Source organism: Paenibacillus sophorae (assembly GCF_018966525.1).
In the GTDB taxonomy this organism is placed as follows: domain Bacteria; phylum Bacillota; class Bacilli; order Paenibacillales; family Paenibacillaceae; genus Paenibacillus_AQ; species Paenibacillus_AQ sophorae.
Genome location: NZ_CP076607.1, coordinates 2,936,074 through 2,961,612, shown reverse-complemented (window position 1 = coordinate 2,961,612; position 25,539 = coordinate 2,936,074). Strand labels below are relative to the sequence as shown.

Here is a 25,539-nt window from a genome sequence, read left to right as displayed (position 1 = left end):
GATGTATACAATGGTTAAATCAATGCGATTCGTTGTTTATTCAACATTTTATTTTAAATTGTTTATTTTCAATTTTGCGTTAATCACTCTAAAAAATCACCATTGATTGATTAAACAACATTCGTTTATAATAATAAAATTGAAACATGTTGCTTTCAATCGTTAAAAGAACATGATTTGTTGATTACTCAACAAATCGATAAAAAGTGTTAATAATATATAGAAAGTCTGGTGACCCAACAATGAAAGTTGATCGAAGAGTAGCCAAAAGCCAAGAAGCCATTAAGAAGGCTCTTATTGAACTGATGACTGAAAAAAGTTTTGATAACATTACCATTCAAGATATTTCCGACAGGGCAAATGTAAACCGGGGAACCATTTATCTTCATTACCTGGATAAATTCGACCTGCTGGATAAGATCATGGAAGAACATATATACAATATGAGTGATTTTTGCGAATCGGCAGCTGAAATGGATTTTTTAGAATCGACTATTCACTGTATGGAATACTTTGAGAAAAATTATCTATTCTTTTCGACGATGTTAGCAAGTGAAGGAGCTTCGTATTTTCGCAGTCGCTTCCTTCAGTTTAATATCGAAGAGTTCAGGAAAGATGTGGACATCACACAAGGAAAAAATGCTGGTCAAAGTGAAGATCTCGTTGTTGAATTTGTTGCTAATGCATACGTAGGGGTAGTTGAATGGTGGTTAAAGAATGGTATGCCTTATCCTCCTCGTGATATGGCAGAAAAAGTTGGAGAGTTATTAGAAAGATTAGTATAAATCAAGTAACTCAATTTAGAAATAACCCTACACCCCACCCTGCAATTCATCAATGGAGCCGATCCGGCGGTTCAGGGGGGGGGGTATGGGATACAGGGTTCATCCTGTCGCTCGACCCACTTCGGCTGTGAGCCGAACCTCATATTTTTTAGTTCATCGGTTGCCCCTCAAGGATTTTCTTACCCTATACAATCTCCTTTAATAAATCCCCCACCTTTTCTGCCCTTTACATTTCAGTTGCTGAAAGATAATCGATATTTAATATTCTTTTGTTGAATAATCAACAAAATGCGTTCATTTAACTATTGAAGGCGTTCTGTTTTTTTTATAATTATTAACAGATGTCGATTAATCAATATTGATTTTTTATAAATGAAGTCAATGTTGGGCATTATACAATGAAATGTTTTCAAAAACAAAAAAAGAAAGGTTGTTGTTTAGCATGTCAAATATTCAAAATAAAGTTGTTGTTATTATGGGTGCGTCAAGTGGAATTGGGGAAGCTACTACCAAAAAACTTGCACAAGAAGGAGCAAAATTAGTCCTTGCGGCTCGTCGTGAAGATCGTCTAAAAAATCTTGTTGAATCATTACCCAACACTGAAATCTCTTACGCGGTTGCCGACGTATCGAATAAAGAGGAAGTTCAAGCAGTCGTAGATTTGGCAATTGAAAAATATGGACGTGTAGATGTACTCTACAATAACGCTGGAGTCATGCCAACTGCTCCACTTTCAGAAACTCGCTTTGATGAATGGCGTCAAATGTTAGATATTAACATTATGGGTGTGCTTAATGGAATTGCTGCTGTATTACCTATTATGAAGCAACAACAGTCCGGTCATATTATTTCAACTGATTCCGTAGCTGGACATGTTGTATATCCAGGGTCTGCTGTATACTGTGGGACTAAGTTTGCAGTTAGAGCAATTATGGAGGGATTACACCAGGAAGAAAGAGAAAGTAATATTCGTTCAACTATAATTTCACCAGGTGCAGTAAGTACTGAACTTTATACAACAATTAATGATCCTGAAAATCGGGAATGGGTAAAGGATCTTATGAGTAAGGGTGCAGAAGGTCTTTCTTTGAAATCAAGCGATATCGCAGATGCAGTAGCTTATGCAATAGCACACCTGAAACTGTTGCGGTAAGCGAAATTATAATTCGTCCAACAAAACAGGTTGTCTAATGGATGTTGCGATAATAATTGAAGATCGGAGTGGCTTATTTGTCTAAACGAAATAATTTACTTATATTTATATTGACCATAGGAGCTTTCGGCATCATAAATACTGAAATGGGGGTTATAGGGATATTACCCTACATTGCTGATCACTTTCATATCAGTATATCTAAGGCTGGGTGGCTGGTGAGTCTCTTCGCACTTACTGTCTCAATAACTGGTCCAACTATGCCGTTATTATTTTCGGGGATGAATCGCAAGAAGGCAATGTTACTTGTACTTGGTATTTTTGTTCTGGGTAATATTGGCTCGATATTTACATCTAACTATGCCATTGCAATAGTTGCGCGTGTGATTCCAGCTATTTTTCATCCCATCTATTTTTCGGCAGCTTTTACAATAGCCGCTAACTCAGTTCGCAAGGAAGAAGCGCCAAAAGCTGTTTCAAAAGTTTTTATTGGAGTATCTGCGGGTATGGTGCTTGGTGTACCCATCGCAAGTTTTCTTGCTAGTACGGTTTCGTTTCAATTATCAATGTCATTTTTCGCCATAGTGAACGCTATAGTATTTATTGCAACACTAGTATTTTTCCCTTCTATGCCTGTTAAAGAAAGACTTTCATATGGAGCGCAATTATCGGTATTAAAAAAACCAATTGCTTGGCTTTCCATTGTTGCTGTCATTTTACTAAATTCAGCAGTATTTGGGGTGTATAGTTTCCTTGCTGAGTATCTTAAAACCGTTACGAATGCCTCTGGGCAATCAATCAGTTTAATGTTAGTCATATTCGGAGGAGCAAATATTATTGGAAACATTGTGGCTGGGAAGTTACTTACTAAAAATGCCATCAAGACTGTAGTATCCTTTCCTTTTGCATTGGGAGTCGTTTACATCATATTATTCCTATTCGGACAATTCACTTTGCCTATGGCGATCATTACTTTAGTTTGGGGAATATTGGCTGGTATAGGAGGTAATATTAATCAATATTGGATTACGTCTGCAGCTCCAGAAGCTCCTGATTTCGCTAATGGATTATTTTTATCGTCCGTTAACTTAGGAACAACATTTGGTACAGCTGTAGGTGGATTATTTATTTCAGAATTAGGTACACAATACGTTGTATTAGTGGGATTATTATCGTTGGTATTAGGTTTGGCCTTTATTATGTTAAGAAACTACAGGAATACTCCTACAAAACAACTTTCTAGATAAAGCGTTAATTAAGAACTGGAGGATTTCAATGTCAAAGGATCAACAAGTTGCCCTTGTTACCGGCGGGAATCGAGGAATTGGGTATGAGCTGGTCAAACAATTGGCTCTGAATGGTTTTAGAGTCATTTTGACAAGTCGGGATCCAGAGACAGGGTATGCAGCAGTGCAACAGCTAAAGGAGTCAAATCTGGACGTTTCGGTTATGGTGATGGATGTAGATAATCAAGAAAGCATCCGTCAATCTGCGATTACAGTAAATGAGCGGTATGGAAGATTAGACGTATTGATTAATAATGCTGGCGTTTATTTGGACGAAAATGAAAAGTTATTGAATCTGGAACCTTCAATTCTAGAGAGAACCATGGCAACTAATTTCTTCGGCGCTTACCATGTGATTCGTTCCTTTATTTCCCTCATGGAAAAACAAGGCTATGGGAGAATTATTAATGTTTCCTCCGAATATGGAGCGATGAGCGAAATGTCATATCAAGGAGTAGGCGCTTATAAGTTGTCTAAGCTTGTCCTAAATGGATTGACACGATTGGTAGCTGCAGAAATCAAGGGTGATATAAAAATAAACGTGGTTGATCCGGGATGGGTAAGCTCAGATATGGGTGGACCATCGGCTCCAAGAACTCCTAAGCAAGCTGCTGAGTCTATCCTTTGGTTAGCGACGATAGGACCTGAAGGACCTTCCGGAAAGTTCTTTAGAGATGGAACACAAATCCCTTGGTAAATATTAATAATAATCGGGCACGTATATGTAATAACAAAAAGCGTAATTTCTCAGCATTACATTGAGAAATTACGCTTTTTAATTACGCTACACTACCCCGTTGATGATTACATATGAATACAACGTTTGGTGTACCCAAATGAAGCTGCTGCTTTAGTCATTAATGGAATATGTGACCTGAACGCTCCCAGTCCCAAGTGCCGATGTAAGACCGGAGATGTCTTCTATATATCCGAGCTTAACGTAACCACCGTATGAATTGGAAAATGTAGTATAGAAAAGTACCAGGGTGTTGGAGGACCATAGCATGATATCGCCTGCATGGATTGTTGCCGGCTTTTCTGTTGACCCAACAGGCAGATTATTAGGGAAATCATAGTATTTTTCCCGACCATTCAGTTCTGACATTCTGACTGTCATCGGCAGCTGTTCAATAAATGCCCTTGTTGTTTCATTATCATACAGTTTTGCAGTGAAAGTAGTATTACCAACCTTGATATTCATGGCAATCATTTCCTCTCTTTCGGGTAGTGCAGGAACCCTTGGAGCTGGGCGTTCAGGTTCTGTGGGCTGTGGAGGAACAGTCGGTTCTGCAGATTCTCCTTTCGCTATGTTTTCCATAAAGCGCATAAGCATTGCTGCAGCCTGGGCGCGGGTGGTAGAGCCAAAGGGCAACAGCCTGCCGCCACTGCCCTGCATGTTCTGGGAGCCCACCATCCAGTGCATAGCAGTTTCTGCAAAGGGGCTGACCTGCGATGCGTCGGCATAACCATCAAATGTTGCATAAGCGGAGGTGTCATAGCTCTTCGCCTCGGCGTAACGGTACAAGATCGTTGCGAATTGCTCACGGGTAATCAGGCTGTATGGTGCAAATTTTCCGTCGCCTATACCAGTAATGATCTGATTTGTTTTTGCCCAAACTACGGCTGAAGTGTAGTAGCTGCCAACGGGAACATCTGAAAAACCACCGTTACCTGATACTATCGGAGAACCTTCGATGCGGTGCAGTACCGTAACAAGCATTGCGCGGGTAATAGGTGTTTCCGGCTCGAAGTTTCCTCCCCCGGTACCGGCCATCAAGTTATTCTCGTTCACATAGTCTATGGCGGTATGATACCATACGTTGTCTGCTACATCATTATAGTCTGCCGCGAAAGCAGGGGTAGCCATACAAAAAATTAAAACAATTCCCAGCATCAGACTAATGAAATGTGATGTCTGTTTTCTCTTCATGATATCATCTCCTTTTCGATACAGAACTGAACTCATTCAGCAAGTGACCATGTTACTTGTACATTGCCTGAACCAAGAGCAGATGCCAGGTTTGAAGGATTGTCCACTCTTCCCAGTGGTACATAACCGCCGTAAGAATTGGAGTGGGTTTCATAGAAAAGCACCAGAGTGTTTCCTGACCAGCCCATTATGTCACCGGCATGAATAGTTGCAGGGCGCTCCGTTGATGCGGCAGGAAGATCCTCTGACAGATCATAATACTTCTCCAGCCCATTATGTTCATTCATCTGGAGTGTCATAGGAAATTGCGCAACTAGCGCCTTCGCCGTTTCGTTGTTATTTAATGTTGCTGTAAATGTACTGCTGCCTACAGTAATATTGATGGAAATGACGCCATTCTCCTCCGTCTTGTTATCTCCTGTTTCAGCCGTTGCTTTTTCCGTAGGTGACACAGATGGCTGCTCTGTTACATTGTTGGGTCCACCACTTGAGGTGGGAATATCCGATTGAGCAGACCCGGAATTCAACTCATTCCGTGCCCCACTACAGGCTGCCAACGCCAATATAATCCAAAGGCAAAACAGCAAGCTTAAGATTTTCCTCATATGTACCTCCTCATTTCAAAAAATCATCCGTCCATGCTAACCGGACACGGCTTTGTAATGGGCAGATGATACCGTTTATTTAGCCAGTTCAATCAGCACATCATAGCTCCCCGTCAGTTTACTGATTACCGATAAATCACTGTCAATTTTTCCGATATTCACTTGATAACCATATTGTTCGGATTTTTCTTCATCTTCAAAAAGAATGGTGAAATAATTTGCATCGGTTGCAAAGTCAATGTCACCATTGAACCAGCCATAATGAACATCTTCCTCCCTGTACTCTAGCGGATCGTCCATTACACCGCAGAAATCGTGGGAATAACGGTTTACATACACTGTATAAGGCAGCTTGGAAATTAAATTCTGTGCCGTAATGCTGTCGTTCAGCGTACCGGGTATCACCACATCACCAAAATGCATATTAATCTTTGTGCCACCCTCCAAGACATGAGTCGCTACATTGGGGTTATCTGTCTGCATCCGGGCACCATCAGATGCCACACGCACCCGATTGTCATCACCTACCGTTCGGTCATCAGAGGGAGCGGCGGATCCCTCATTTTTTGCAGTTGTACCTTCTGTCAGGGACTGGCTGCTGTTCTGTGGCTGCTCGGTGTGATTAGAGGCGTTATTTCCGTTGCCGCAGGCAGCAAGCGTTAATATCGTTATTACTGCGAGGAATAACACGAATAGTTTTTTCATAATAAGTATCATTCCTTTCTTTCGTTAATGCATTAAAACCAACAGAAAGTGCATAATCAAAATAGATTGATTAATCAACTTATATCTATTATAAGAATATGAAGTAGACATACAATGGTTAAAAAAACGCAATTTGTCGATATATCAACACAGCATTCAAAAATATTCATTTTCTTTTAAGGAATTGTAAATAAAAGCGTACTGCTAAATTGCCAGAACGCTCTCATTAAATCAAAAGGTTTGATGTGGACATAAGTGTTCTTCTGTCAAATCAATACCAATCGTGTTTTTCGTTGCGGTCAAGTGCATTGATTTTTGCCATTTCTGCATCTGTCAAAGAGAAGTTGAAGAGGTCCAGGTTTTCTCTGATATGATTCGGATTGCTCGACCCCGGTATGACCACAACGCTTTTTTGTAGATTCCATCGAAGTATGACCTGTGCAGAAGTAACGCCATGGGCCTGTGCGATAGATGAAATCACCTCATTACCCAGCAGTTCGGCTGTATACCCTCGTCCTCCCAAAGGATACCAGCCCTGCACAACGATACCAAGGTCTTGGATGTAAGGGATTACATCGTTTTCTTGGTAATAGGGGTGGATTTCATTCTGGACAAGAGCTGGTGTAATGGTGATTTGAGGCAGAAACTCCCCCAGTTCTTTCACATACCAGTTGGACAGTCCGATGGACCGGATTTTGCCATCTGCTACTGCCTGCTCCATTGCCTTGTATGCCGCCACATCATTAGAGCCAGGATGATGGAGCAGCATCATATCAATATAGCCAATATCAAGTTTTGCGAGGGCCTGCTCAATGGCAGCTTCAGCATTGTCGAACTGATTGGGATAAAGCTTTGTTATGACAAATATTTCTTCCCTGGGTACGCTGGACGCCCGAATGGCACGACCGACACTTTCCTCATTGTGATACATATAGGCTGTGTCAATAAGTCTGCCGCCAGCGTCTAAAAATGCGGTGACCGAATTAAAGCATTCCTCATCTGACAGGCTATAGGTGCCCATCCCTAAAATGGGCATTTCGTATCCGCTGTTTAGTAAAACGGTCTTGGTCTCAAAATTGAAAACACCGACATCTTGGCTTGTCATATTTTCATCTTTCGCATTCGAATTACTCGTTTCATTCGCATTGTCCGATGAGTTTGAGCTGGCAGATGGCTTTACACTGCTTGGGGTTTCCGTTGAACCCGCTGAACACCCCGCAGCGGTTAGCAACAAAGAAAACGCACATATAACGCTTAGTGTTGCTTTCCAAATTTTCATAAACTATCCCTCCCGTGGTCATTTTTCGGTGGTAACCTTAAAAACGCTACTATCTCGTTGATATTTCAAAAGAAGTTAGCCTGTGCTTTCGGCCTTTTGAGCCAAGGTTGGAGGTTGGCATATACCTTGTCCGGAAAAAAATATCAAGTATTTTCCGAGTCCACAGGGATTTTCTTAAAGCGAGCACAGGACGTTTTATCTGTGTGCGATTGAAAGGGTGATATGTAACACGAAACAGCCCCAATATTAACAATCCTCTAATAAGATAATAAGGATGTTTACAAAAATCATAGTTGTTTAGCACAACCTCCAAATGATTACCGAATATAAGAAAACCATGCCATGTATAGCTCCGGTACAATTTGTACGGGATATATGGCGTGGTTTTTCTATTAGGAGTATAAAACGGTTTACTTTAAGTTTTCATTAAAAAACGTTTCCAACTTGTCAAAGGGAATCACATCTATTTGATCATATAGGTCAGTATGAACAGCACCCGGAATAATCATCAATTCCTTATTATCGCCGGTCAGTTTTTCAAAGGCGTCTTTGCCCAAGTAACAGGAGTGTGCCTTTTCGCCGTGAACAATCAATACTGCACTGCGAATTTCGCTGCTATATTGTAAAATAGGCATATTCAAAAATGACAAAGAGGAGGTTACATTCCAACCATCATTTGAATTCAAAGATCTCTTGTGATACCCGCGGCTCGTCTTATAGTAGTCATAATAATCTTTTACGAAGGAAGGCGCGTCTGCCGGCAGAGGATCTACAACGCCACCGGCTCTTGCATATTCTCCATTCTTATAGTCAGCAGTTCTCTGTGCATTCAAGGCTTTGCGCTTCTCATATCGGGCGTTTTCACTGTCCTCTGCGTCGAAATATCCTTTTGCATTTACACGGGTCATGTCATACATAGTAGATGCAACCGTCGCCTTGATTCGTGTATCAATGGCTGCTGCATTTAATGCCATTCCTCCCCATCCACAGATACCGACAATACCGATTTTTTCCGGGTCAACATTGTCTTGAGCGGACAGGAAATCTACAGCCGCCTGAAAATCCTCTGTATTGATATCCGGGGACGCTACATATCTGGGACTGCCACCGCTCTCACCTGTGAATGATGGGTCGAAACCAATCGTTAAAAAGCCTCTTTCTGCCAGCGTTTGTGCATACAAACCAGAAGATTGCTCTTTTACTGCTCCAAACGGGCCGCATACTGCGATAGCAGGCAGTTTTTCTTCTGCATTTTTCGGTGAATACAAATCAGCAGCTAGTGTAATACCATAGCGATTATGAAAAGTGACTTTGCAATGATTAACCTTATCACTTTTGGGGAATGTTTTGTCCCATTCTTCAACTAAAGTCAATTTTTCTTCCATTTTTAGTCCTCCTTTACCCCCGAAACAAGCCCAGCCCGATTTAAAGTGGACAGGTAGTTTCTGAGTAAAATGAATACCAAACTCAAAATCACAAATAAAATTCCTACCCATACGACGTATTCTGTCCCCATGCCTGAAATCAATAATCCGCCTGCAGCGGCGCCAAATGTAGTTCCCAAGTTAGCGGCTGTCAAAAATAATCCATTAGCGAAATCAGGAGCCTCCGGAGCCGCAGACGTAATCCAGTATTGATTAAGATTGGCTCCTATACCCGCGATGATTCCCCAAACCAAAGTCGTTAAAGCCATCGGCACACTGAACTGTCCTGTTAAGAATAATATGACGTAAACAGCTACTAATGCGAAAGGAAAAGACACTGCAGATTTGATGGCATTGTTAATAAGCAGCTTCCCTGCAATAATGTTTCCAATAATATTCGCCCCGCCGAATAGGAGTAACATGAAGCTGATGGCATTCCATGAAAGCTTCGTAATAGTTTCAAGATACTCGGCAAGGAAGCTGTATACTCCGAATACGGCTCCATTCATTAAAATGACAGCGATCAGAGAAAGCCAGGTTATTGATTTTTTTAATACGCTTAATTGCGCACCGTAAGAAAGTCTTTCCTTAACAGGCAAAGATGGCACCAATAGGAAGGTGGCAATGAATACAATCGCATTCACGACAGCAAAGAATAACATCGCCGTTCCTAACGAAGTTGCACTTGCAATTAAACTAGAGACCGGCACACCAAGCACCATACCTGCAGATACTCCAATAAACACCCTGGAAACAGCTTTTGGGACTTCTTCCTTGCTGACTGACGAAGCAGCTACTGTAAAAGCCAAGGAAACATAGATGGGATGGAAAAAGGCAGGTATCACACGGGCAAATAGCAATATGGTAAAGTTTGATGTGAATGCCGATATAATGTTGCCCAGAATAAAAATACCAAGCACAAGCAACATGACCTTTTTCCGATTAAAACCCGAGAACAATAAAGGCATCGTTGGACCGGATACTGCAACAGCGAGCGCAAAGAGACTCACGACCAACCCCGCTTGGGATATACTGACATGGTAATGATCAGCAATTAAAGGCAAGATCCCGATCACACCCATTTCGGTATTTAAAATGCTAAATACGCCAATGGCCAATATTAATACAATCCATTTATTGTGTTTCGTCATCATTCTGCTCCATTCGTTGCAATTACCTCTTTATACCAAAAGAAAGATTTCATTTTTCCATGATTCATCAATCATATCCTCCTCGCTCATCATTTATATTTCTGAGATAATGACCTGCACGTATTCAAGCAGCCGAAAGATTTCCCGCGTCATCGGTTGCGCCAGTTTTCGGTTTGCAGTCATTCTTTGCTGATCTCAATGGCGCCGGTCAGGTTTTGGATGTTGTCGCTGCCGGATACTGCCTGCCCCAGCTCATAAAGCCTACCGCCGGGGCTTGGGCTGAACGATCTGTAAAACATGACCACATCGCCCCATGGATCATAATACGCAAGACTCCCCGCCTCACCGCTGGCCTCTGTTGCATTGCTGGTATCCAGTGTTTCCGGGGGATAAAAGATTTTTTCATTGTTGCTGTAATTCTGTACCTGAATTGTCAGGGGCAACTGATTATAGAGATCTTTTGCCGCCTGACTGTTGTTAAGCTTAAAAACGATGGTGTTCCCATTGGACTTAATGACTATCTGCATATTTTCTTCACCTCCTTTTTCCTTGTGTCCTCAGAATTATTATCGGCATGCCCTTTCAAAAATAATTACCAGGCATAAGCTTCCGGCGCTTCTCCGCCCGGTCCGGGCCAGATTTCATTGAGCATACGGAGCGTCTCATCAGAGAGCCTGATATCCAATGCATAAAGGTTTTGTTTCAGTTGGCCTACCGTTGCCGGACCTATAATAGGAGCGGTTACAGCGGGATTGTAGAGTAACCAGGCAAGGGCCACTACTGCCGGAGGCATTCCCAGTCTTTCACATAAAGCCTCATAGTTTTCAAGCTGAGGCCGGATTCTTGCAGCCGTGCTTATCAAAGCTGAGCGGCGCATGCCAAGATTGCCTTTCAGCATTCCGCCCAAAAGCCCTCCGGCCAACGGACTCCATGGGAGTATCCCCAAGCCGTGATAGCGGCAAGCGGGGATGACCTCCAGCTCGATGCTGCGGGCAGTCAGGTTGTACAGGCTCTGTTCTGAAACAAGGCCTAAGAAGTGGCGGGAATTCGCAATACCTTGCGCAGTGGCAATGTTCCATCCCGCAAAGTTGCTGCTGCCGACATAAAGAACCTTGCCCTGCTGAACCAAAAGCTCCATAGCCTGCCAAATTTCCTCCCATGGGGTGAATCGGTCGATATGGTGCATTTGGTACAGATCAATACGGTCGGTCTTCAAACGGCGGAGGCTGTCTTCACACGCCTTCCTGATGTGATACGCGGACAAGCGCCTGTCATTTGGGCCGAGTCCCATTGGCTGATAGCACTTTGTTGCAATCACCAGGTCGTTGCGCCTGCCGCTTTTCTGCAGCCAGCGGCCGATGATCTCCTCAGAAGTGCCAAAGCCCTTTTTCATATCCGGCGTTTGCGGCCCGCCGTATACATCAGCGCTGTCAAAGAAATTGATTCCCTGGGCGATCGCTTGGTCCATAATCCTAAACGATTCCTGTTCGTCTGTCACATAGCCAAAATTCATGGTTCCAAGACAGAGACGGCTGACTTTTAGCCCGGATCTTCCTAAATTCACATATTGCATTTTCTTATCCTCCTTTTTTATCTTCATATCGTTGCACCCCTTGGTTTAACCTTTCTAAGCCCTCCAAAACTCGGCTTTGCTGGGTACCAAGGTTCATTCGGAGAAAGGATTGCCCATTCTGTCCGTAATCCGAACCAGATGATAAATGCAGTCCGGTTTCATTTCGAATCACCTCGCACAATCGGCCTGCGTCACAGGTAATCCGGTAGCAATCCATCCAGAGAAGATAGGTTGCTTCGGACTGAACAATCTGTATCTGAGGGATATGGCGTCGAATATAGTCTGCTGCGATGTTCTTGTTATCCTTAATATAACCTCGTAATTCATCCAACCATGCATCACCTTGGGTAAAGGCAGCAATGGTGGCTTCTATGGCAAAGGCATTTGGCTCCCCCACTTCATCGGTTTTCAGTCCCCGGTTGACCTTATGCCGAATGTAGAGGTTGGGAACAACTACGCTGGCCGCCTGCAATCCGGCCAAATTAAATGCCTTTGAGGGAGCAATGCAGGTGATGCTGTTTTCGGCGCACAGGTTTGATACGGAAGCAAATGGGGTGTATGTTACTCCTGGATCGGTGAGGTCACAATGGATTTCATCAGAAAGCACCAACACCCGGTACTTTGCACACAATTCACCGATCCGGGCGAGCGTATCTCTGTCCCATACCTTACCGATGGGGTTATGGGGATTGCACAAAATCATCAGCGTGGTTTGCGGGTCGGCCAGCTTGCGCTCCAGATCATCAAAATCAATGCTGTATTGACCCTCCCTGTAAATTAGATTGTTTTTCAGCAGGTTCCGTCCGTTATTCCGTATAGAGTTATAGAAGATATTATAAACCGGAGGCTGGATCAGCACATTTTCGCCCACATCGGTCATCTTCCTGACGATGGAGGAAATGGCTGGCACCACGCCAGTTGCAAAGAGAATCCAATCCTGTTCGATGGGGAACTGATGTCGTCTGGTCCACCAACCGCCCACAGCCTGACGGTATTCATCCGGCATGATGGTATAACCGAATATTCCTCTGTCCACTTTCCGACGAAGGGCCTCCAGCACAGCAGGAGCGGTTTCAAAGTCCATGTCGGCCACCCACATGGGCAGCTCATTTTCGCCTACGTCCCACTTCATGGAATAGGAACCCCAGCGGTCTGTTACCTTGTCAAAGGCATGCGGCACGTTTCACACCTCCCAAAGGTAATACAGGTGTTTTTCGGGTCAATCTGCGGATCGTCAAAGATGATTTCACCGATTCCCTCCGCATTGATAACGCCGCTGATTGGGTTTTTGATACTGTCTATGGTGGTGGTGATGTCTGCCGAGATGTTTTTGCAGTATTCAAACGCCAGATTTGTTTTCAACAAGCGGCAATTTTTCAGCGTCAGGCCGTCGATGTAACAGAAGCCCTGCAAGCTCTCAATGGTGCAATTCACGAAGGTTAAATTGCGAGAATTCCAGCCAATATACTCCCCGGTGATGAAAGTATCGGAAACAACCACATTTTCGCAATTCCAAAACGCATCTTTAGAGAGTAGCTTGGCTCCGGTTATTTCAACGTCTTTACAACCGTCAAAAGAGTAGTTCCCAGTAAGACGGAGGTTTTTCGCTTTAATATTGGAAGCGTTCATGGCGAAATAGTCACCCTTTGCGCTCACATCACTGAGGGATACGCCATCACACATCCAAAATGTCTCGCTGGCGTTTGGCATATCTACATGGTCAAGGGTAATGTCGGTGGAACGGCGAAAGGTTTTGGGAGCTTCAATCGTGGTATGGCTGATACGAACCTGATCGGTGTACCAGATACCAGCCCTGGCGCTATCCAATATGACGCTGTCATGGATATTGGCAGTTTTGCTATACCAAAGGGGATATTTCCACTTGAAAATACTTTGCTCTACCTCGATATCGCGGGACTCTTTGAGTGGCGATTCCCCATGTTCAAAAATTGAATTTTTAATAAAAAGCTCTTGCTCATAAAAGAGCGCACGCTCACCTGCAAAAATATGTTCATCTATAGATTTCCTCATACAGGTTTCCTCCTGTTTTGTTATGTCTGCTGTCTGCACATAGGTTACTTTTCCTTATCTTTCATGGAATAAATCAAATAATCCAGACAGTCCAATTGTTTTTGATATTCATGGATTTTATCTAGAAGAGAACATCTGTGACATGAGAGTAGCCGCAGTTTCTTTTGTTGGTCTGCAAGATGTAAGAAATTATCTGCGAAGTCTCTGCTACACCCCGCATCCAACAGGTTCCTGAATACTTTTTCATTCTCTTCATGTTCCGCCATATCGTCACCTTCTTGTTCGCCTGCTATATTCATATTATATCCCTCAGAGAAAAATATATAAAATGCTTATATTTAATGTTTAATTATGCTCGAAAGGTATAATTTCTTATGATACGATAGACCATATAGAGAAGGGAGGAAAAAACATGGATATAAGAGTGCTGCGTTATTTTTTGACTGTTGCCAGAGAGGAAAATATCTCAAACGCTGCGAAAAGCCTTCATGTAACACAACCGACACTTTCCCGTCAACTCATGGAATTGGAATCAGATTTGGGCATAAAACTGTTTTTGCGCAGCAGCGGGAACCGAACCATCACATTGACAGAAGAAGGAATGCTGCTACGTAAACGAGCGGAAGAAATATTGGACTTGGTAGAAAAAACAGAATCAGAGCTCATGGCACCGGGAGAGAGCATTAGCGGTAATATACACATCGGCAGCGGAGAAACCCATGTAATCAGTCTGCTATCCAAGGAAATCAAAGGCATCCGGGAGGAACATCCCGATATACACTTTCACTTTTTCAGTGGAAATGCGGATAACGTAACGGAGCGGCTGGATCATGGTCTGATTGATTTTGGTGTTTTGGCCGAGCCGTCTAACATTTCAAAATATAACTCGATTTTTCTGCCCGCTACGGATACTTGGGGACTTCTTATGCGGAAGGATCATCCTCTGGCCGAGAAAGAATCCATTGAAGCCAGTGATTTATGGGATATTCCTCTTATCAATTCAAGTCAGCGGCTAACAAGTAACGCGTTTTCAAAATGGCTGAAAGATGACTACGAAAAACTGAATCTCGTAGCTACCTACACACTTCTTTATAACGCATCACTTTTGGTAAAAGACAATATCGGCTGTGCGCTATGCCTTGATAAGATTATCAGTACCTCGGAGGACAGTGAGCTTTGTTTCCGGCCGCTGATACCCAAGCTGGAAGCCCGCTGGCATATCGTCTGGAAAAAGTATCAGGTATTTTCCAAGCCTTCGGAATTCTTCTTAAACAAATTGCAAGAAGCATTTATCGGAAAATAACTGAATTCATTGGAATTTATGTGGCTTAAAGCCTCGAAACAGCGAAGTATGCCTTACTCCAAAACCAAAGGCCGTCCCAAGCAGCCATTTCATGGCTTATGGGACGGCCCGGTTACGATAGTCAAAAATTATAATTCTGCTCCATTTGTTGCAATTACATCCTTATACCAAAAGAAAGACTTCTTCTTCTTACGGTCAAATGTCCCGCCGCCGTCATCATGTTTATCGACATAAATGAAACCGTAACGTTTGGACATTTCACCTGTTGAAGCGCTGACCAAATCAATACAGCCCCAAGGGGTGTAGCCCATCAATTCAACACCATCTTCAATGGCTTCACGCATTTGCTTAATATGATCGCGGATATAGTCAATCCGATAATCATCATGAATCGAGCCATCTTCCTCCACCTTGTCATTGGCTCCCAAACCGTTCTCCACGACAAAAAGCGGTTTCTGGTATCTGTCATAAAACTCGTTCAGGGTGATTCTTAATCCGATAGGGTCAATTTCCCATCCCCACTCACTGGTTTTTAAAAAAGGATTTCTAACACCACCCAAGCCATTTCCTTGCATGATTTCTTCAGGTGATTTCTCTTTCTTTTCCGTGCGTGACATATAGTAACTGAAACTGATAAAATCCACAGGATATTGTTTGAGCAATTCCAAATCGCCCGGCTGTACTTCAATTTCAATGTTATGTTCTTTGAAGTAACGTTGAATAAATGCAGGATATTCTCCTCTCACTTGAACATCAGCACAGAAATTATTGAAGAAACGCGACTCTTGTTTTGCAAAAAGGACATTTTCAGGGTTGCAATCATACGGATACGTTGGCAGGTACAGAATCATACATCCAATTTTGGCATCGGGAATAATTTCATGGCATGCCTTAACTGCTAAACTGCTTGCAACAAATTGATGATGGAAAGCCTGGAAGGTCGTTTGGTATTTGTCTTCTTCGTTTTGAATAGCAAAACCAAAACCCTGAATTGGCATTTCAAAGCTGATATTAATTTCGTTAAAAGTAAGCCAATACTTTACTTTATTTTTATACCGGTTAAAAAGCACCCTTGCATACCTTTCAAAAAATCCAACAACTTCTCTGCTTTTCCAACCACCGTATTCTTTCACTAAATGGATCGGCATTTCATAGTGAGAAATCGTAACCACTGGCTCAATGCCGTACTTATGCAATTCATCAAATACGCTGTCGTAAAAAGCTAAACCTGCTTCATTTGGCTCTTGTTCATTTCCATCAGGGAAAATTCTTGTCCATGCAATGGACATCCGGTAACATTTGAATCCCATTTCGGCAAACAAGGCAATATCTTCTTTGTATCGGTGATAGAAATCAATGGCTTCATGGTTAGGATAAGTGTATTTGTCTTTATCAATTTCAAAATCAAAACCGATACTTTTCAATAAGGTTAGACGTTGTTTGCCCCCGGGCAGAACATCGGCAGTACTTAAGCCTTTGCCACCCTCACCAAATCCGCCTTCCAATTGATTGGCTGCAGTCGCTCCGCCCCATAAGAAGCCTTCCGGAAATTTCATTGTTTCATTTTTCATATTTAGTATCCTCCTCGATCATAATTTATTTACACTAGAGCTAAATAACTAAGGTCAATAAGCTTTCTTTTTGCTGTACCGTTTCTTTATTCATATCGATAATATCGATATAACGATCTGTATTCGTAATAATAATTGGAGTAGTAACCTTGTACCCGGCTTCTTTAATTTTATCAATATCAAACTTTACTAATAAGTCACCTTGATTCACCCGATCCCCCTCTTTAACAGCAATAGAATAATATTTTCCTTTTAACTGAACCGTATTGATTCCAATATGGATTAATATTTCTGCACCTTGATCTGACGTAATTCCAATTGCATGTCCCGTGCGATAAACGGTTGTTATGATACCATTAACCGGTGATACCGCTTGGCCAACATTTGGCTCAATCGCAATTCCTTTTCCCATCGCCTCTGAGGCAAAAGCTTCATCATCCACATCCGCTAACGGCTTAATGACTCCAGTTAATGGACTGCCAATGACTTCTTGTTTTACAAGTGGCTGTCCAGCTTCTACCTTGCTTTCTTCAACTTCTTTTTTCTTTTTATCTTCAAATCCAAAAACGATTGTAAGAATGGTTGTGCAGCCAAAAGCAACCAGTAAAGCAATAGCTTGTAATGCTATTGGTGCATAGGTTGGAATAACCAAAAAGGACGGAAATGCATAGGCTATTGCTTTTGCCCCAACGGCGCCACTAATCGCTCCTCCGGCAACTCCAGCAATGGCTACATAAGGAATTGTACGTTTGTAGCGAAGCATTAACCCATACAGAATTGGTTCGGTTATACCTGACAGTATTCCAGGCAATAACGTAGATCCGGTAAGTGCTTTCAAGCTTCTGTCCTTTGTTTTTAATAAAATGCCAAATGCCAATCCTATTTGTGCAAACACAGCGGTAGCAACCATTGCAAGAATTGGATCTCCACCATTTGCTAAATTTGCAATAATAAATGGTGTGAATCCCGTGTGTATGCCTAGCAAGGTAAGGAAAGTCCAACCGCCACCTAATACAGCGCCTCCCAGGATTCCACTTTTTGAAAATAAAAAGTTGATACCCTGTCCAATACCATTCCCCACATACACTCCGAAAGGACCAAAAGCAATAACCGTTAAGGGTACCATGATAATTAAAGACAACATAGGAACCATAAACATCTGTATATCTTTATAAATAATTTTCTTAAGGAACCGATCTAAAGCAGCATAAATGCTGATTGCGATAAAAGCAGGGAACACAGAGGAAGAATAATTCATCAAAACTACCGGAATACCCAGAAAATGAGAGACGTCACCCGCATTTTTAAGCAGGCTCGTAAAGTTCGGCTCCAGTAATGCAGCTCCGATGGCTCCGCCCACGTAAGGATTTGCTCCAAACTTTGTGGAAATAGTAATACCTAGGAAAATGGGGAGGAAGTAGAACACGGCGTTTCCAGCTGCGGATAAAATAAAGTAAGTTCCACTTTCTGCTGACAATATCCCTGTCATTATTAAAATAGCTAACAATGCTTTAAGCATGCCTGCACCAGCAAAGACTCCGAGCAACGGAGAAATGCTGCGTGAAATAACTTCAAAAATTTGCGCTCCAATACTTTTCTTTGGTTCATCTGATGAAGTTGTTGCGGCACCCACATTCGCAATCTTTGTAAATTCTTTATAGACTTCTGAAACATGGCTTCCGATCACTACCTGAAATTGTCCAGCGCTCTCAACAACACTGAGAACTCCATCTGTGCCTTTGAGTTTTTCCTTATCAGCCAGACTATTATCTCTTAATGTAAAACGCAGACGTGTCGCACAGTGCACAACACCGATTATGTTTTGTTCGCCACCAACCAATTGGAGTATTTCTTTCGCAAGGCTTTGGTAACTCAATCTTCCCCACTCCTTTTCAGTTAATTCTAACCTTGATAAACTGTTCGTATAGTGAAAAGACTTAATAAAAAAACCTAAACCAAACAATTGAATGTTTGATCTAGGTTTTGCCCGTTAGGTTACAACCCTATAATTACTCATTATTATTTTTGAAAACCCTTTCAATATGAATGGTCAAATAAATCATTTCTTCATCAGTCAATTCGTAGGTGTAAGAACTCTCGATAAACTTCTTTATTTTTTTTGAACATTCATATGCATCCGGATACTTTACCTTGATTACATTATATAAGTCGTCATCTGATGTGCTTTTGTAATGATTGCTCTTGACTAGCCGATGTGCAAAAAACTTAAGATGCGTTATAAAACGATAGAATGATAAAGAGTTTTCATTAAAATCCAACTTAAAATGATATCTGACAATCGTTAATACTTCTTGCATAACCTTAGTCATATTTTTTACAACAGGCATCTCTTCATTCAATTCAGCATTAACAATATGAAGGGCTAAGAACCCTGCTTCATCCTCTGGTAAGAGGACACCAAATTTTTCACATATCATATTTAATGCTTCTAATCCAATCTCATGTTCGTCTTTATATATCTGCCTAATTTCCCATAGTAATCCGTTCTTAATAGGCAAATTATTTTTATAACGTTCAATTGCAAAATAAATATGATCAGTTAAATGAATATAAATACTATCGTTTAGCTTCTTTCCTAATTTTATTTTGGCATATGCAATGATTTTTTCGGATATATCCATATACTCCATTGGCATATCAGCAATTAAGGTCTTAAACTTTTTCATTGTATCTTCGTTTTCTAAAGTGAAAATTTTATGAATTTGTTGTTCATTAATATCATCACCAACACGCTTTTTAAAACCAATTCCACGTCCAATGATGATAACTTCTTGTTTTTCTTTTGTTGAGATAACTGCATTATTGTTTAATATTCCCTCGATTTTCACTTTATTCCCCCCAGTTTTATACTGTATCCCCTCCAATTAATAGAAAAAGGCAAGACCCCTACCTCTTTCTAAGGTAATCGGTTTTGCCTGATTTAACAGTAACAATCCGTTTTGTATGCGTTTACTATCCCGCTTCTGTTTTAATTATAAATAAAAACAGATGACATACAATGGTCAAAACATCCGATTTTGTTGATTATTCAACATCTTGATTGGAATTATTGATTGGTCTGAGTATGTTTTTTGCGTTCGCTTTCTAAAGAATCATTAATGATGTATAAAGCTCGTTAACGACTGATTCTGGTGATATCATACTCTCCAGAACGGCAAACTTCGTTCTGCAATATATGGCCAAACCCGGCCAAACAATATGTCCGGCGACGGAATCGGTCGTAATAATGAGACCGGCAATAAAGCTCCAATAGACAACTTATAAGCGCCTAAATCCATAGTTCACCGGCTCCCACTCGCCGCAGGCTGTACGATTGTCAGAGTAAGAGTGGCAAATCCCAGCGTACTTAATCTCCATGAGGACGATCCTTGAATTATTGGTTCTTCAATCATGTCGGTCAAACACAAAAAAGTGAATCCCGACAAGATATGCGGGATTCACGCAGTGGTTTTACTCAAAGTGTCATTTGTTTTTCGCAAAGCCCTCTACGATCTTCAACACAAACCTTATTTTTACTTCAGATTTGCTTTGAAGAAGGACTCGAGCTTGTTGAACGGGATGTACTCCATTCTGTCGTACAGATCCACATGCCCTGCGCCTGGAACAATATAGAGTTCCTTCGGTTCGGCCGCCAACTTGTAGGCATCTTCGCTGTAGTACCTAGAGTGGGCATTCTCACCTGCGATGAACAGAATTGGACGCGGAGAAATCGTATCAATATGCTCGAACGGGTAGAAGTTCACGAGCGCCCCTCTGCTGGTAAGGCTGTAGGGCAATGAGCGGGGGTGATATCCCCTTGGCGTACCGTAGTATTCAGAGAACTCTCGGACTGCTGCTTCTGCTGAGGGTTTTAGTTCCACTGCAGTTCCGCCGCCATATTTTATCTGTCCGCTCTCAAAATCGATCCAGCGCTGTTCAGCGGCTTCTTCAAGGGCTTTTATCTGTTCTTCCTTGGTCATTACATCGTTCGGTGTTACCGCTAACCCCAATCCCTCACGGGTGGCGCGGCCCATGTCGTACATACTAACTGTCGCGATGGCCTTCAGCCGAGGGTCAATCTGCGCAGCGCTGACCGCAAACCCGCCACTGGCACAAACGCCGATGACGCCAATACGGTTACGGTCCACAAACGAGCGTGTGCCCAAAAAGTCCACGGCGGCGCTGAAATCTTCGGCGAACGTGTCCGGAGAAGCAATATTACGCGGTTGCCCGCCGCTTTCTCCAGTGTAGGAGGGATCAAAGGCCAGGGTTACAAAGCCCCGTGCTGCCATCTCCTGGGCATACAAGCCAGCCGTCTGTTCCTTCACGCCAGTGAACGGGGGTCCAACAATGATTGCGGAAGATTTCTTTGCTCTATTCATGTTTTTAGGAAGATACATATCCGCGACGATGTTAATGCCAAGTCTGTTAGTGTATGAGACTTTTTCAACAGTGACCTTGTTGTTTTTAGGAAAGGTCTTGTCCCATGCCAGGCTAATTGCTGCGGGTGAACCGGTGGTCGCGGAAGAAACTGTGTTTGTGGATACAAGCACGGCCAGTACCATCACTATGAGTAAGTGAAGGCCTCCCTTGATAATAGGTTTCTTCTTCATTTTAAAATCATCCTTTCTTATTTTGGTTTGAAAATTTTTTTGCAACTATCATGCTGTCCTTTACCTCGGCTATGTTATCCTTTTACCTCGACAAAAAAGGACCGTTGATGATTAATCAACATTTGAATGTAATTATAAAAAAAGAAAAACGATGCTCTCAATGGTTAAATGAACGCAATTCGTCGATTACTCCACACAAGAATAGTTATTGTTGATTAATTTGATAAATTACAGAATCCAACCATACAGAAAGTAGATAAAAGAATACACAATAGCAAAAAAGTAAAGGCCAAGTATCGAAAATACCTAGCCTTTTTGATACATAAATTTCTTACCTAGAAAATTGTTTTGCATGAGCACTCCTGTAAATTCTTAGCAGAATAGTGATCAAACTAAATATCAATGACAGGATTCCCACCAATATGACGTATTGTGTACCCATTCCTGATATAAATAATCCACCTGCAGCAGCACAAACAGTTGTTCCCAAGTTAGCGGAAGTTAAAAACAATCCATTGGCAAAATCAGGGGCTTCAGGGGCTGCCGAGATGATCCAATATTGATTGATATTCCCTCCAATCCCTGCCAATATCCCCCAAATTAATGTAACGATCGCCGTAGGGATACTAAACTGACCTACTAAGAATAAGATGATGTAAACGGTCCCTAATACAAAAGGAAAAGCGATGACTGATTTGTTCGCATTTTTGGTCAGTAATCTCCCTGCCACTATGTTTCCGATAATATTCGACCCACCGAACAGGATCAACATTAAGCTAATGGAATTCGCAGACATATTCGTGACAGTTTTCAGATATTCCGCCAGATAACTATAAACTCCAAATACAGCAGAGTTTAGTAAAATGACAGCTGCAACAGAAAGCCAGGTCATTGATTTTTTTAGTACCCTTACTTGAGATCCGTAAGAAAGTCTTTCCTTAACAGGCATCGATGGTACAAATATTATTGTAGCAATAAAAACAATCGCATTCACAAAAGCAAAGAATGCCATCGCCATTTCAATCGAAACGGCATTAGCAATAAAACTTACAATCGGTACACCGACCACCATTCCTGATGATACCCCAATAAAAACTTTCGAAACGGCTTTTGGGGCTTCTTCCTTACTAACCGAAGCGGCAGCTACTGTAAATGCCAACGAGCAATAAATCGGATGAAAAAAAGCTGGAATTACACGAGCAATTAATACAACGGTAAAGTTTGTTGTAAATATGGAAACGATATTACTAAGAAGAAAAACACCAAGTACAAGTAACATGACCTTCTTCCGATTTATACCCGAAAACAATAGCGGCATTGTTGGACCGGATATTGCGACAGCTAGTGCAAAGAGACTTACCAGCAATCCTGCCTGAGATACACTGATATTGTAGTGATCAGCAAGAGAAGGCAATATCCCAATAACACCCATTTCGGTATTTATGATACCGAAAACTCCTACGGTTAAAATGAAAATCAACAAATGATTTCGTTTAGCCAAAAACACAACTCCTATCCCTTTAAAATTATGCTAATTAGGTAGACAGTCTCGATTAGCAGATTCTCATCTCCTTCGAGCTTTGGTTTACCCTTATTAGCATTATTCCCTAATTACTACAGCAACAAATACAACATGTAACGCATAAACAAATGTAATCGATTAATCAACTCTTATCTAATTTTATAGAAATGTAATTGTTCGTTCAATGGTTAAAAATAAGTGATATGTTGATATCTCAACACATCATTCGAAAGTGTCGATTATTCGTTTTGCGGTTTTATGAATCTGGCGGTTTTGGAGTTCGTTCACTTCCGCTAGATTTGCATCAAGTCCCGGATACAAGTTGCCTTACTTTCGGATCGACCTTACTAGTAGATCAGGAAATAATTGGCATGCACTTTCGGACGGCCCAGATTGGGTACGTATAGACCACGTTGCGAAAACTCGATAAGCAGCAGCGAAATCAGCTATTGCGAACTCCACACCTATTCCTCGTTCAGTACCTGTGATTAATCAAACTTCTGAATATTGGATACCTTTTTAATTTCTATTACAAATAAAAAACAACAAATAAAAAAACACCATTGATTGATTAAACAACATTCGTTTATAATTATAAACTGAATTATATTGCTTTTTCGTTTAAAAAAATTAATTTGTTGGTTATTCACCAAAACGATAAAAAATGTTAATTAAGTAAAGGCTGGTGTTCAAACAATGCCGAAATTGGATAGAAGAATAGCCAAAAGCCAAGAAGCAATTAAAAGGGCTCTTATCGAATTGATGACCGAAAAAAGTTTTGATAGCATTACCATTCAGGATCTCTCCGACAGGGCAAATGTGAACCGGGGAACCATTTATCTTCATTACCAAGATAAATTCGATTTATTAGATAAGATCATGGAAGAACATATCAACAATATGAGTATTTTTTGCGAGTCGGCCTCTGAAATGAATTATATAGAATCGACTGTACACTGTATGGAATACTTTGAGAAAAATTTTTTGTTCTTCTCGACGATGTTAGCTAGTGAAGGAGCCTCGTATTTTCGCAGTCGATTCCTTCAGTTTAATATCGAAGAGTTCAGGAAAGATGTGGACATCACAAAAGAAAAAAATGCGGGTCAAATTGAAGATGTAATCGTTGAGTTTATTGCAAATGCATACGTAGGGGTAGTTGAATACTGGTTAAAGAATAAAATGCCTTATCCGCCTCGTGTCATGGCAGAAAAAGTTGGGGAGTTATTAGAGCGAATTATATAGAAACACTGTATAAGAGCCAAAAAGGCCAGTAGCGATTGTACAGGCCTTTTTTCTTATGACCTCATTGTCGAAGGCACCGAAAGCTCTTTATAAAATTCAACAAAAGCTCCTTACTTCAGATTTTCTGTGAAGAAGTACTCAAGCTTATTGAACGGAATGTACTGCAGTCTGTCGTACAGATCAACATGCCCTGCGCCTGAAACAATGTAGAGTTCTTTCGGTTCGGCTGCCAGTTTATAGGCGTCTTCACTAAAATATCTGGAGTTGGCATGCTCGCCTGCGATGAATAGAATCGGACGCGGAGAAATCGTATCAATTTGCGCGAACGGGAAGAAATTCATCAGCGCTCCGTTACTGGTAAGAGTAATGGCCGTCGTTGAGCGGGGATGATGTCCCCTTGGCGTACGGTAGTAATCATAAAACTCGCGTGCCGCTGCTGAAGAATCATTCGTAATTACTTCAGGAGTTCCTATGACGTACTTTTTCTGTCCACCTTCAAACTCGACCCAGCGCTGTTCTGCGACTTCTTCAAGCGCTTTTCTCCGATTTTCCTCAGTCATTGTCATTCCCAGTCCCTCACGGCGGTCCCGGCCCATGTCATACATACTTACAGTTACGATAGCCTTCAGTCGTGGGTCAATTTGCGCAGCACTGATCGCAAAACCGCCACTGCCGCAAATACCTATAACACCAATACGCTTACGATCCACAAACTGGCGTGTGCCCAAAAAGTCCGTAGCGGCACTGAAATCTTCAACATACGCTTCCGGAGAAGCTATTGAACGCGGCTGTCCGCCGCTTTCGCCATTGTAGGAAGCATCAAAAGCCAGTGTTATAAACCCCCGTTCTGCCATAGTTTGGGCATACAAGCCCGACGTTTGTTCCTTTACTCCACCAAATGGGGCTCCGACGATGATTGTGGGAGATTTCTTTGATCTATCGACATTTTTGGGGAGATACATATCTGCAACCAAGTTAATACCAAGTCTGTTATAGAATGAGACTTTTTCGACAGTCACCTTGTGGCTCTGTGGAAAGGTCTTGTCCCAAGCCAAGGAATCTGCCGCTGATGCAACAGTAATCGTGGGTAAAAGCACAGACAATACCATTATTGTTACTAAGCGAACAACATGGTTGACAAAAAATTTTTGTTTCATATTAAACACCCATTCTTTCCTTTTTTTGATGAACCTTTGTTAATTTTACACATATATGTTGATGATTATAATTACGAACGATACATTCTCAATGGTTAAATGGGCGCATTTCGTTGATTACTCAACAAATCAGCAGAAATTGTTTTACTTTTGAGTATATATGTAGAGTAGAGAGCCGGAATTTCATTAGAGTGCGTGAGCCCTCTTTT

Annotated in this window: 22 protein-coding genes and 1 pseudogene; 6 read left to right on the top strand and 17 right to left on the bottom strand. The window is 41.7% G+C overall.

Annotated features, from left to right (window positions below; all coding sequences use genetic code 11):
- The first annotated feature begins 242 nt into the window (after window positions 1-242).
- The 4 genes and pseudogenes from KP014_RS13885 to KP014_RS13870 all read left to right on the top strand — a co-directional run bounded on the left by KP014_RS13885 (window position 243) and on the right by KP014_RS13870 (window position 3,921).
- Entirely contained in the window at window positions 243-785 is a 543-nt protein-coding gene (locus tag KP014_RS13885; protein WP_090834847.1) for a TetR/AcrR family transcriptional regulator, read from the top strand.
- A 442-nt stretch (window positions 786-1,227) separates the two neighbouring features.
- A pseudogene (locus tag KP014_RS13880) lies at window positions 1,228-1,976 on the top strand (SDR family oxidoreductase).
- 39 nt (window positions 1,977-2,015) lie between these two features.
- A complete protein-coding gene (locus KP014_RS13875) occupies window positions 2,016-3,185 on the top strand; it encodes an MFS transporter (RefSeq protein WP_216700352.1) in 1,170 nt (389 codons plus the stop codon).
- A 28-nt stretch (window positions 3,186-3,213) separates the two neighbouring features.
- On the top strand, window positions 3,214-3,921 hold the full coding sequence (locus KP014_RS13870; RefSeq protein WP_090834566.1) for an SDR family NAD(P)-dependent oxidoreductase: 708 nt from the start codon (window positions 3,214-3,216) through the stop codon (window positions 3,919-3,921).
- Window positions 3,922-4,074: 153 nt separating this feature from the next.
- Here KP014_RS13870 and KP014_RS13865 read toward each other — a convergent pair whose 3' ends face one another.
- The 11 genes from KP014_RS13865 to KP014_RS13815 form a co-directional block, all read right to left on the bottom strand.
- The gene (locus KP014_RS13865) at window positions 4,075-5,154 is read right to left on the bottom strand and encodes a cyclophilin-like fold protein (RefSeq protein WP_175491938.1); all 1,080 of its coding nucleotides are present in this window, start codon (window positions 5,152-5,154) and stop codon (window positions 4,075-4,077) included.
- Between the two features lie 32 nt (window positions 5,155-5,186).
- On the bottom strand, window positions 5,187-5,759 hold the full coding sequence (locus KP014_RS13860; RefSeq protein ID WP_051499740.1) for a cyclophilin-like fold protein: 573 nt from the start codon (window positions 5,757-5,759) through the stop codon (window positions 5,187-5,189).
- Window positions 5,760-5,834: 75 nt separating this feature from the next.
- A complete protein-coding gene (locus KP014_RS13855; protein ID WP_216700351.1) occupies window positions 5,835-6,464 on the bottom strand; it encodes a cyclophilin-like fold protein in 630 nt (209 codons plus the stop codon).
- Between the two features lie 271 nt (window positions 6,465-6,735).
- Window positions 6,736-7,743: an aldo/keto reductase gene (locus tag KP014_RS13850; protein ID WP_216700350.1), complete on the bottom strand. Its 1,008-nt coding sequence runs from the start codon at window positions 7,741-7,743 to the stop codon at window positions 6,736-6,738.
- Window positions 7,744-8,153: 410 nt separating this feature from the next.
- Window positions 8,154-9,128 (bottom strand): alpha/beta hydrolase, encoded by a 975-nt coding sequence (locus KP014_RS13845; protein ID WP_036592835.1) that lies wholly within the window; start codon window positions 9,126-9,128, stop codon window positions 8,154-8,156.
- Window positions 9,129-9,130: 2 nt separating this feature from the next.
- Window positions 9,131-10,318: an MFS transporter gene (locus KP014_RS13840; protein WP_090834564.1), complete on the bottom strand. Its 1,188-nt coding sequence runs from the start codon at window positions 10,316-10,318 to the stop codon at window positions 9,131-9,133.
- Window positions 10,319-10,497: 179 nt separating this feature from the next.
- Window positions 10,498-10,845, bottom strand: coding sequence for a cyclophilin-like fold protein (locus tag KP014_RS13835; protein ID WP_036592838.1), 348 nt, complete (start codon window positions 10,843-10,845; stop codon window positions 10,498-10,500).
- 65 nt (window positions 10,846-10,910) lie between these two features.
- Window positions 10,911-11,891, bottom strand: a complete 981-nt coding sequence (locus KP014_RS13830; protein WP_036592839.1) for an aldo/keto reductase — start codon at window positions 11,889-11,891, stop codon at window positions 10,911-10,913.
- A gap of 4 nt (window positions 11,892-11,895) precedes the next feature.
- The gene (locus KP014_RS13825; RefSeq protein WP_036592842.1) at window positions 11,896-13,071 is read right to left on the bottom strand and encodes a MalY/PatB family protein; all 1,176 of its coding nucleotides are present in this window, start codon (window positions 13,069-13,071) and stop codon (window positions 11,896-11,898) included.
- Complete coding sequence (locus KP014_RS13820) at window positions 13,047-13,922, bottom strand: DUF3737 family protein (RefSeq protein WP_036592844.1); 876 nt, start codon at window positions 13,920-13,922, stop codon at window positions 13,047-13,049. Before KP014_RS13820 ends, KP014_RS13825 begins: the two co-directional genes overlap by 25 nt.
- A gap of 44 nt (window positions 13,923-13,966) precedes the next feature.
- Window positions 13,967-14,221, bottom strand: a complete 255-nt coding sequence (locus KP014_RS13815; protein ID WP_051499742.1) for a hypothetical protein — start codon at window positions 14,219-14,221, stop codon at window positions 13,967-13,969.
- Window positions 14,222-14,334: 113 nt separating this feature from the next.
- On the opposite strand from KP014_RS13815, the gene KP014_RS13810 reads away from it, so the two are divergent.
- Window positions 14,335-15,225 (top strand): LysR family transcriptional regulator, encoded by an 891-nt coding sequence (locus KP014_RS13810; RefSeq protein ID WP_036592845.1) that lies wholly within the window; start codon window positions 14,335-14,337, stop codon window positions 15,223-15,225.
- A gap of 128 nt (window positions 15,226-15,353) precedes the next feature.
- On the opposite strand, the gene KP014_RS13805 is transcribed toward KP014_RS13810, so the two are convergent.
- The 5 genes from KP014_RS13805 to KP014_RS13785 all read right to left on the bottom strand — a co-directional run bounded on the left by KP014_RS13805 (window position 15,354) and on the right by KP014_RS13785 (window position 22,910).
- Complete coding sequence (locus KP014_RS13805; RefSeq protein WP_090834563.1) at window positions 15,354-16,796, bottom strand: glycoside hydrolase family 1 protein; 1,443 nt, start codon at window positions 16,794-16,796, stop codon at window positions 15,354-15,356.
- Window positions 16,797-16,836: 40 nt separating this feature from the next.
- Window positions 16,837-18,672 (bottom strand): beta-glucoside-specific PTS transporter subunit IIABC, encoded by a 1,836-nt coding sequence (locus KP014_RS13800; RefSeq protein ID WP_036592847.1) that lies wholly within the window; start codon window positions 18,670-18,672, stop codon window positions 16,837-16,839.
- A 133-nt stretch (window positions 18,673-18,805) separates the two neighbouring features.
- Window positions 18,806-19,645 (bottom strand): BglG family transcription antiterminator LicT, encoded by an 840-nt coding sequence (gene licT, locus KP014_RS13795; RefSeq protein WP_036592848.1) that lies wholly within the window; start codon window positions 19,643-19,645, stop codon window positions 18,806-18,808.
- Window positions 19,646-20,329: 684 nt separating this feature from the next.
- Window positions 20,330-21,409 (bottom strand): alpha/beta hydrolase, encoded by a 1,080-nt coding sequence (locus KP014_RS13790; RefSeq protein WP_090834562.1) that lies wholly within the window; start codon window positions 21,407-21,409, stop codon window positions 20,330-20,332.
- Between the two features lie 331 nt (window positions 21,410-21,740).
- Window positions 21,741-22,910: an MFS transporter gene (locus KP014_RS13785; RefSeq protein WP_036595165.1), complete on the bottom strand. Its 1,170-nt coding sequence runs from the start codon at window positions 22,908-22,910 to the stop codon at window positions 21,741-21,743.
- Window positions 22,911-23,627: 717 nt separating this feature from the next.
- Here KP014_RS13785 and KP014_RS13780 point away from each other — a divergent pair.
- Window positions 23,628-24,173, top strand: coding sequence for a TetR/AcrR family transcriptional regulator (locus tag KP014_RS13780; RefSeq protein ID WP_036595167.1), 546 nt, complete (start codon window positions 23,628-23,630; stop codon window positions 24,171-24,173).
- Between the two features lie 110 nt (window positions 24,174-24,283).
- Here the strand turns inward: KP014_RS13780 and KP014_RS13775 are convergent, their stop codons facing one another.
- Window positions 24,284-25,330, bottom strand: a complete 1,047-nt coding sequence (locus KP014_RS13775; protein ID WP_036595191.1) for an alpha/beta hydrolase — start codon at window positions 25,328-25,330, stop codon at window positions 24,284-24,286.
- Between the last annotated feature and the right edge of the window lie 209 nt (window positions 25,331-25,539).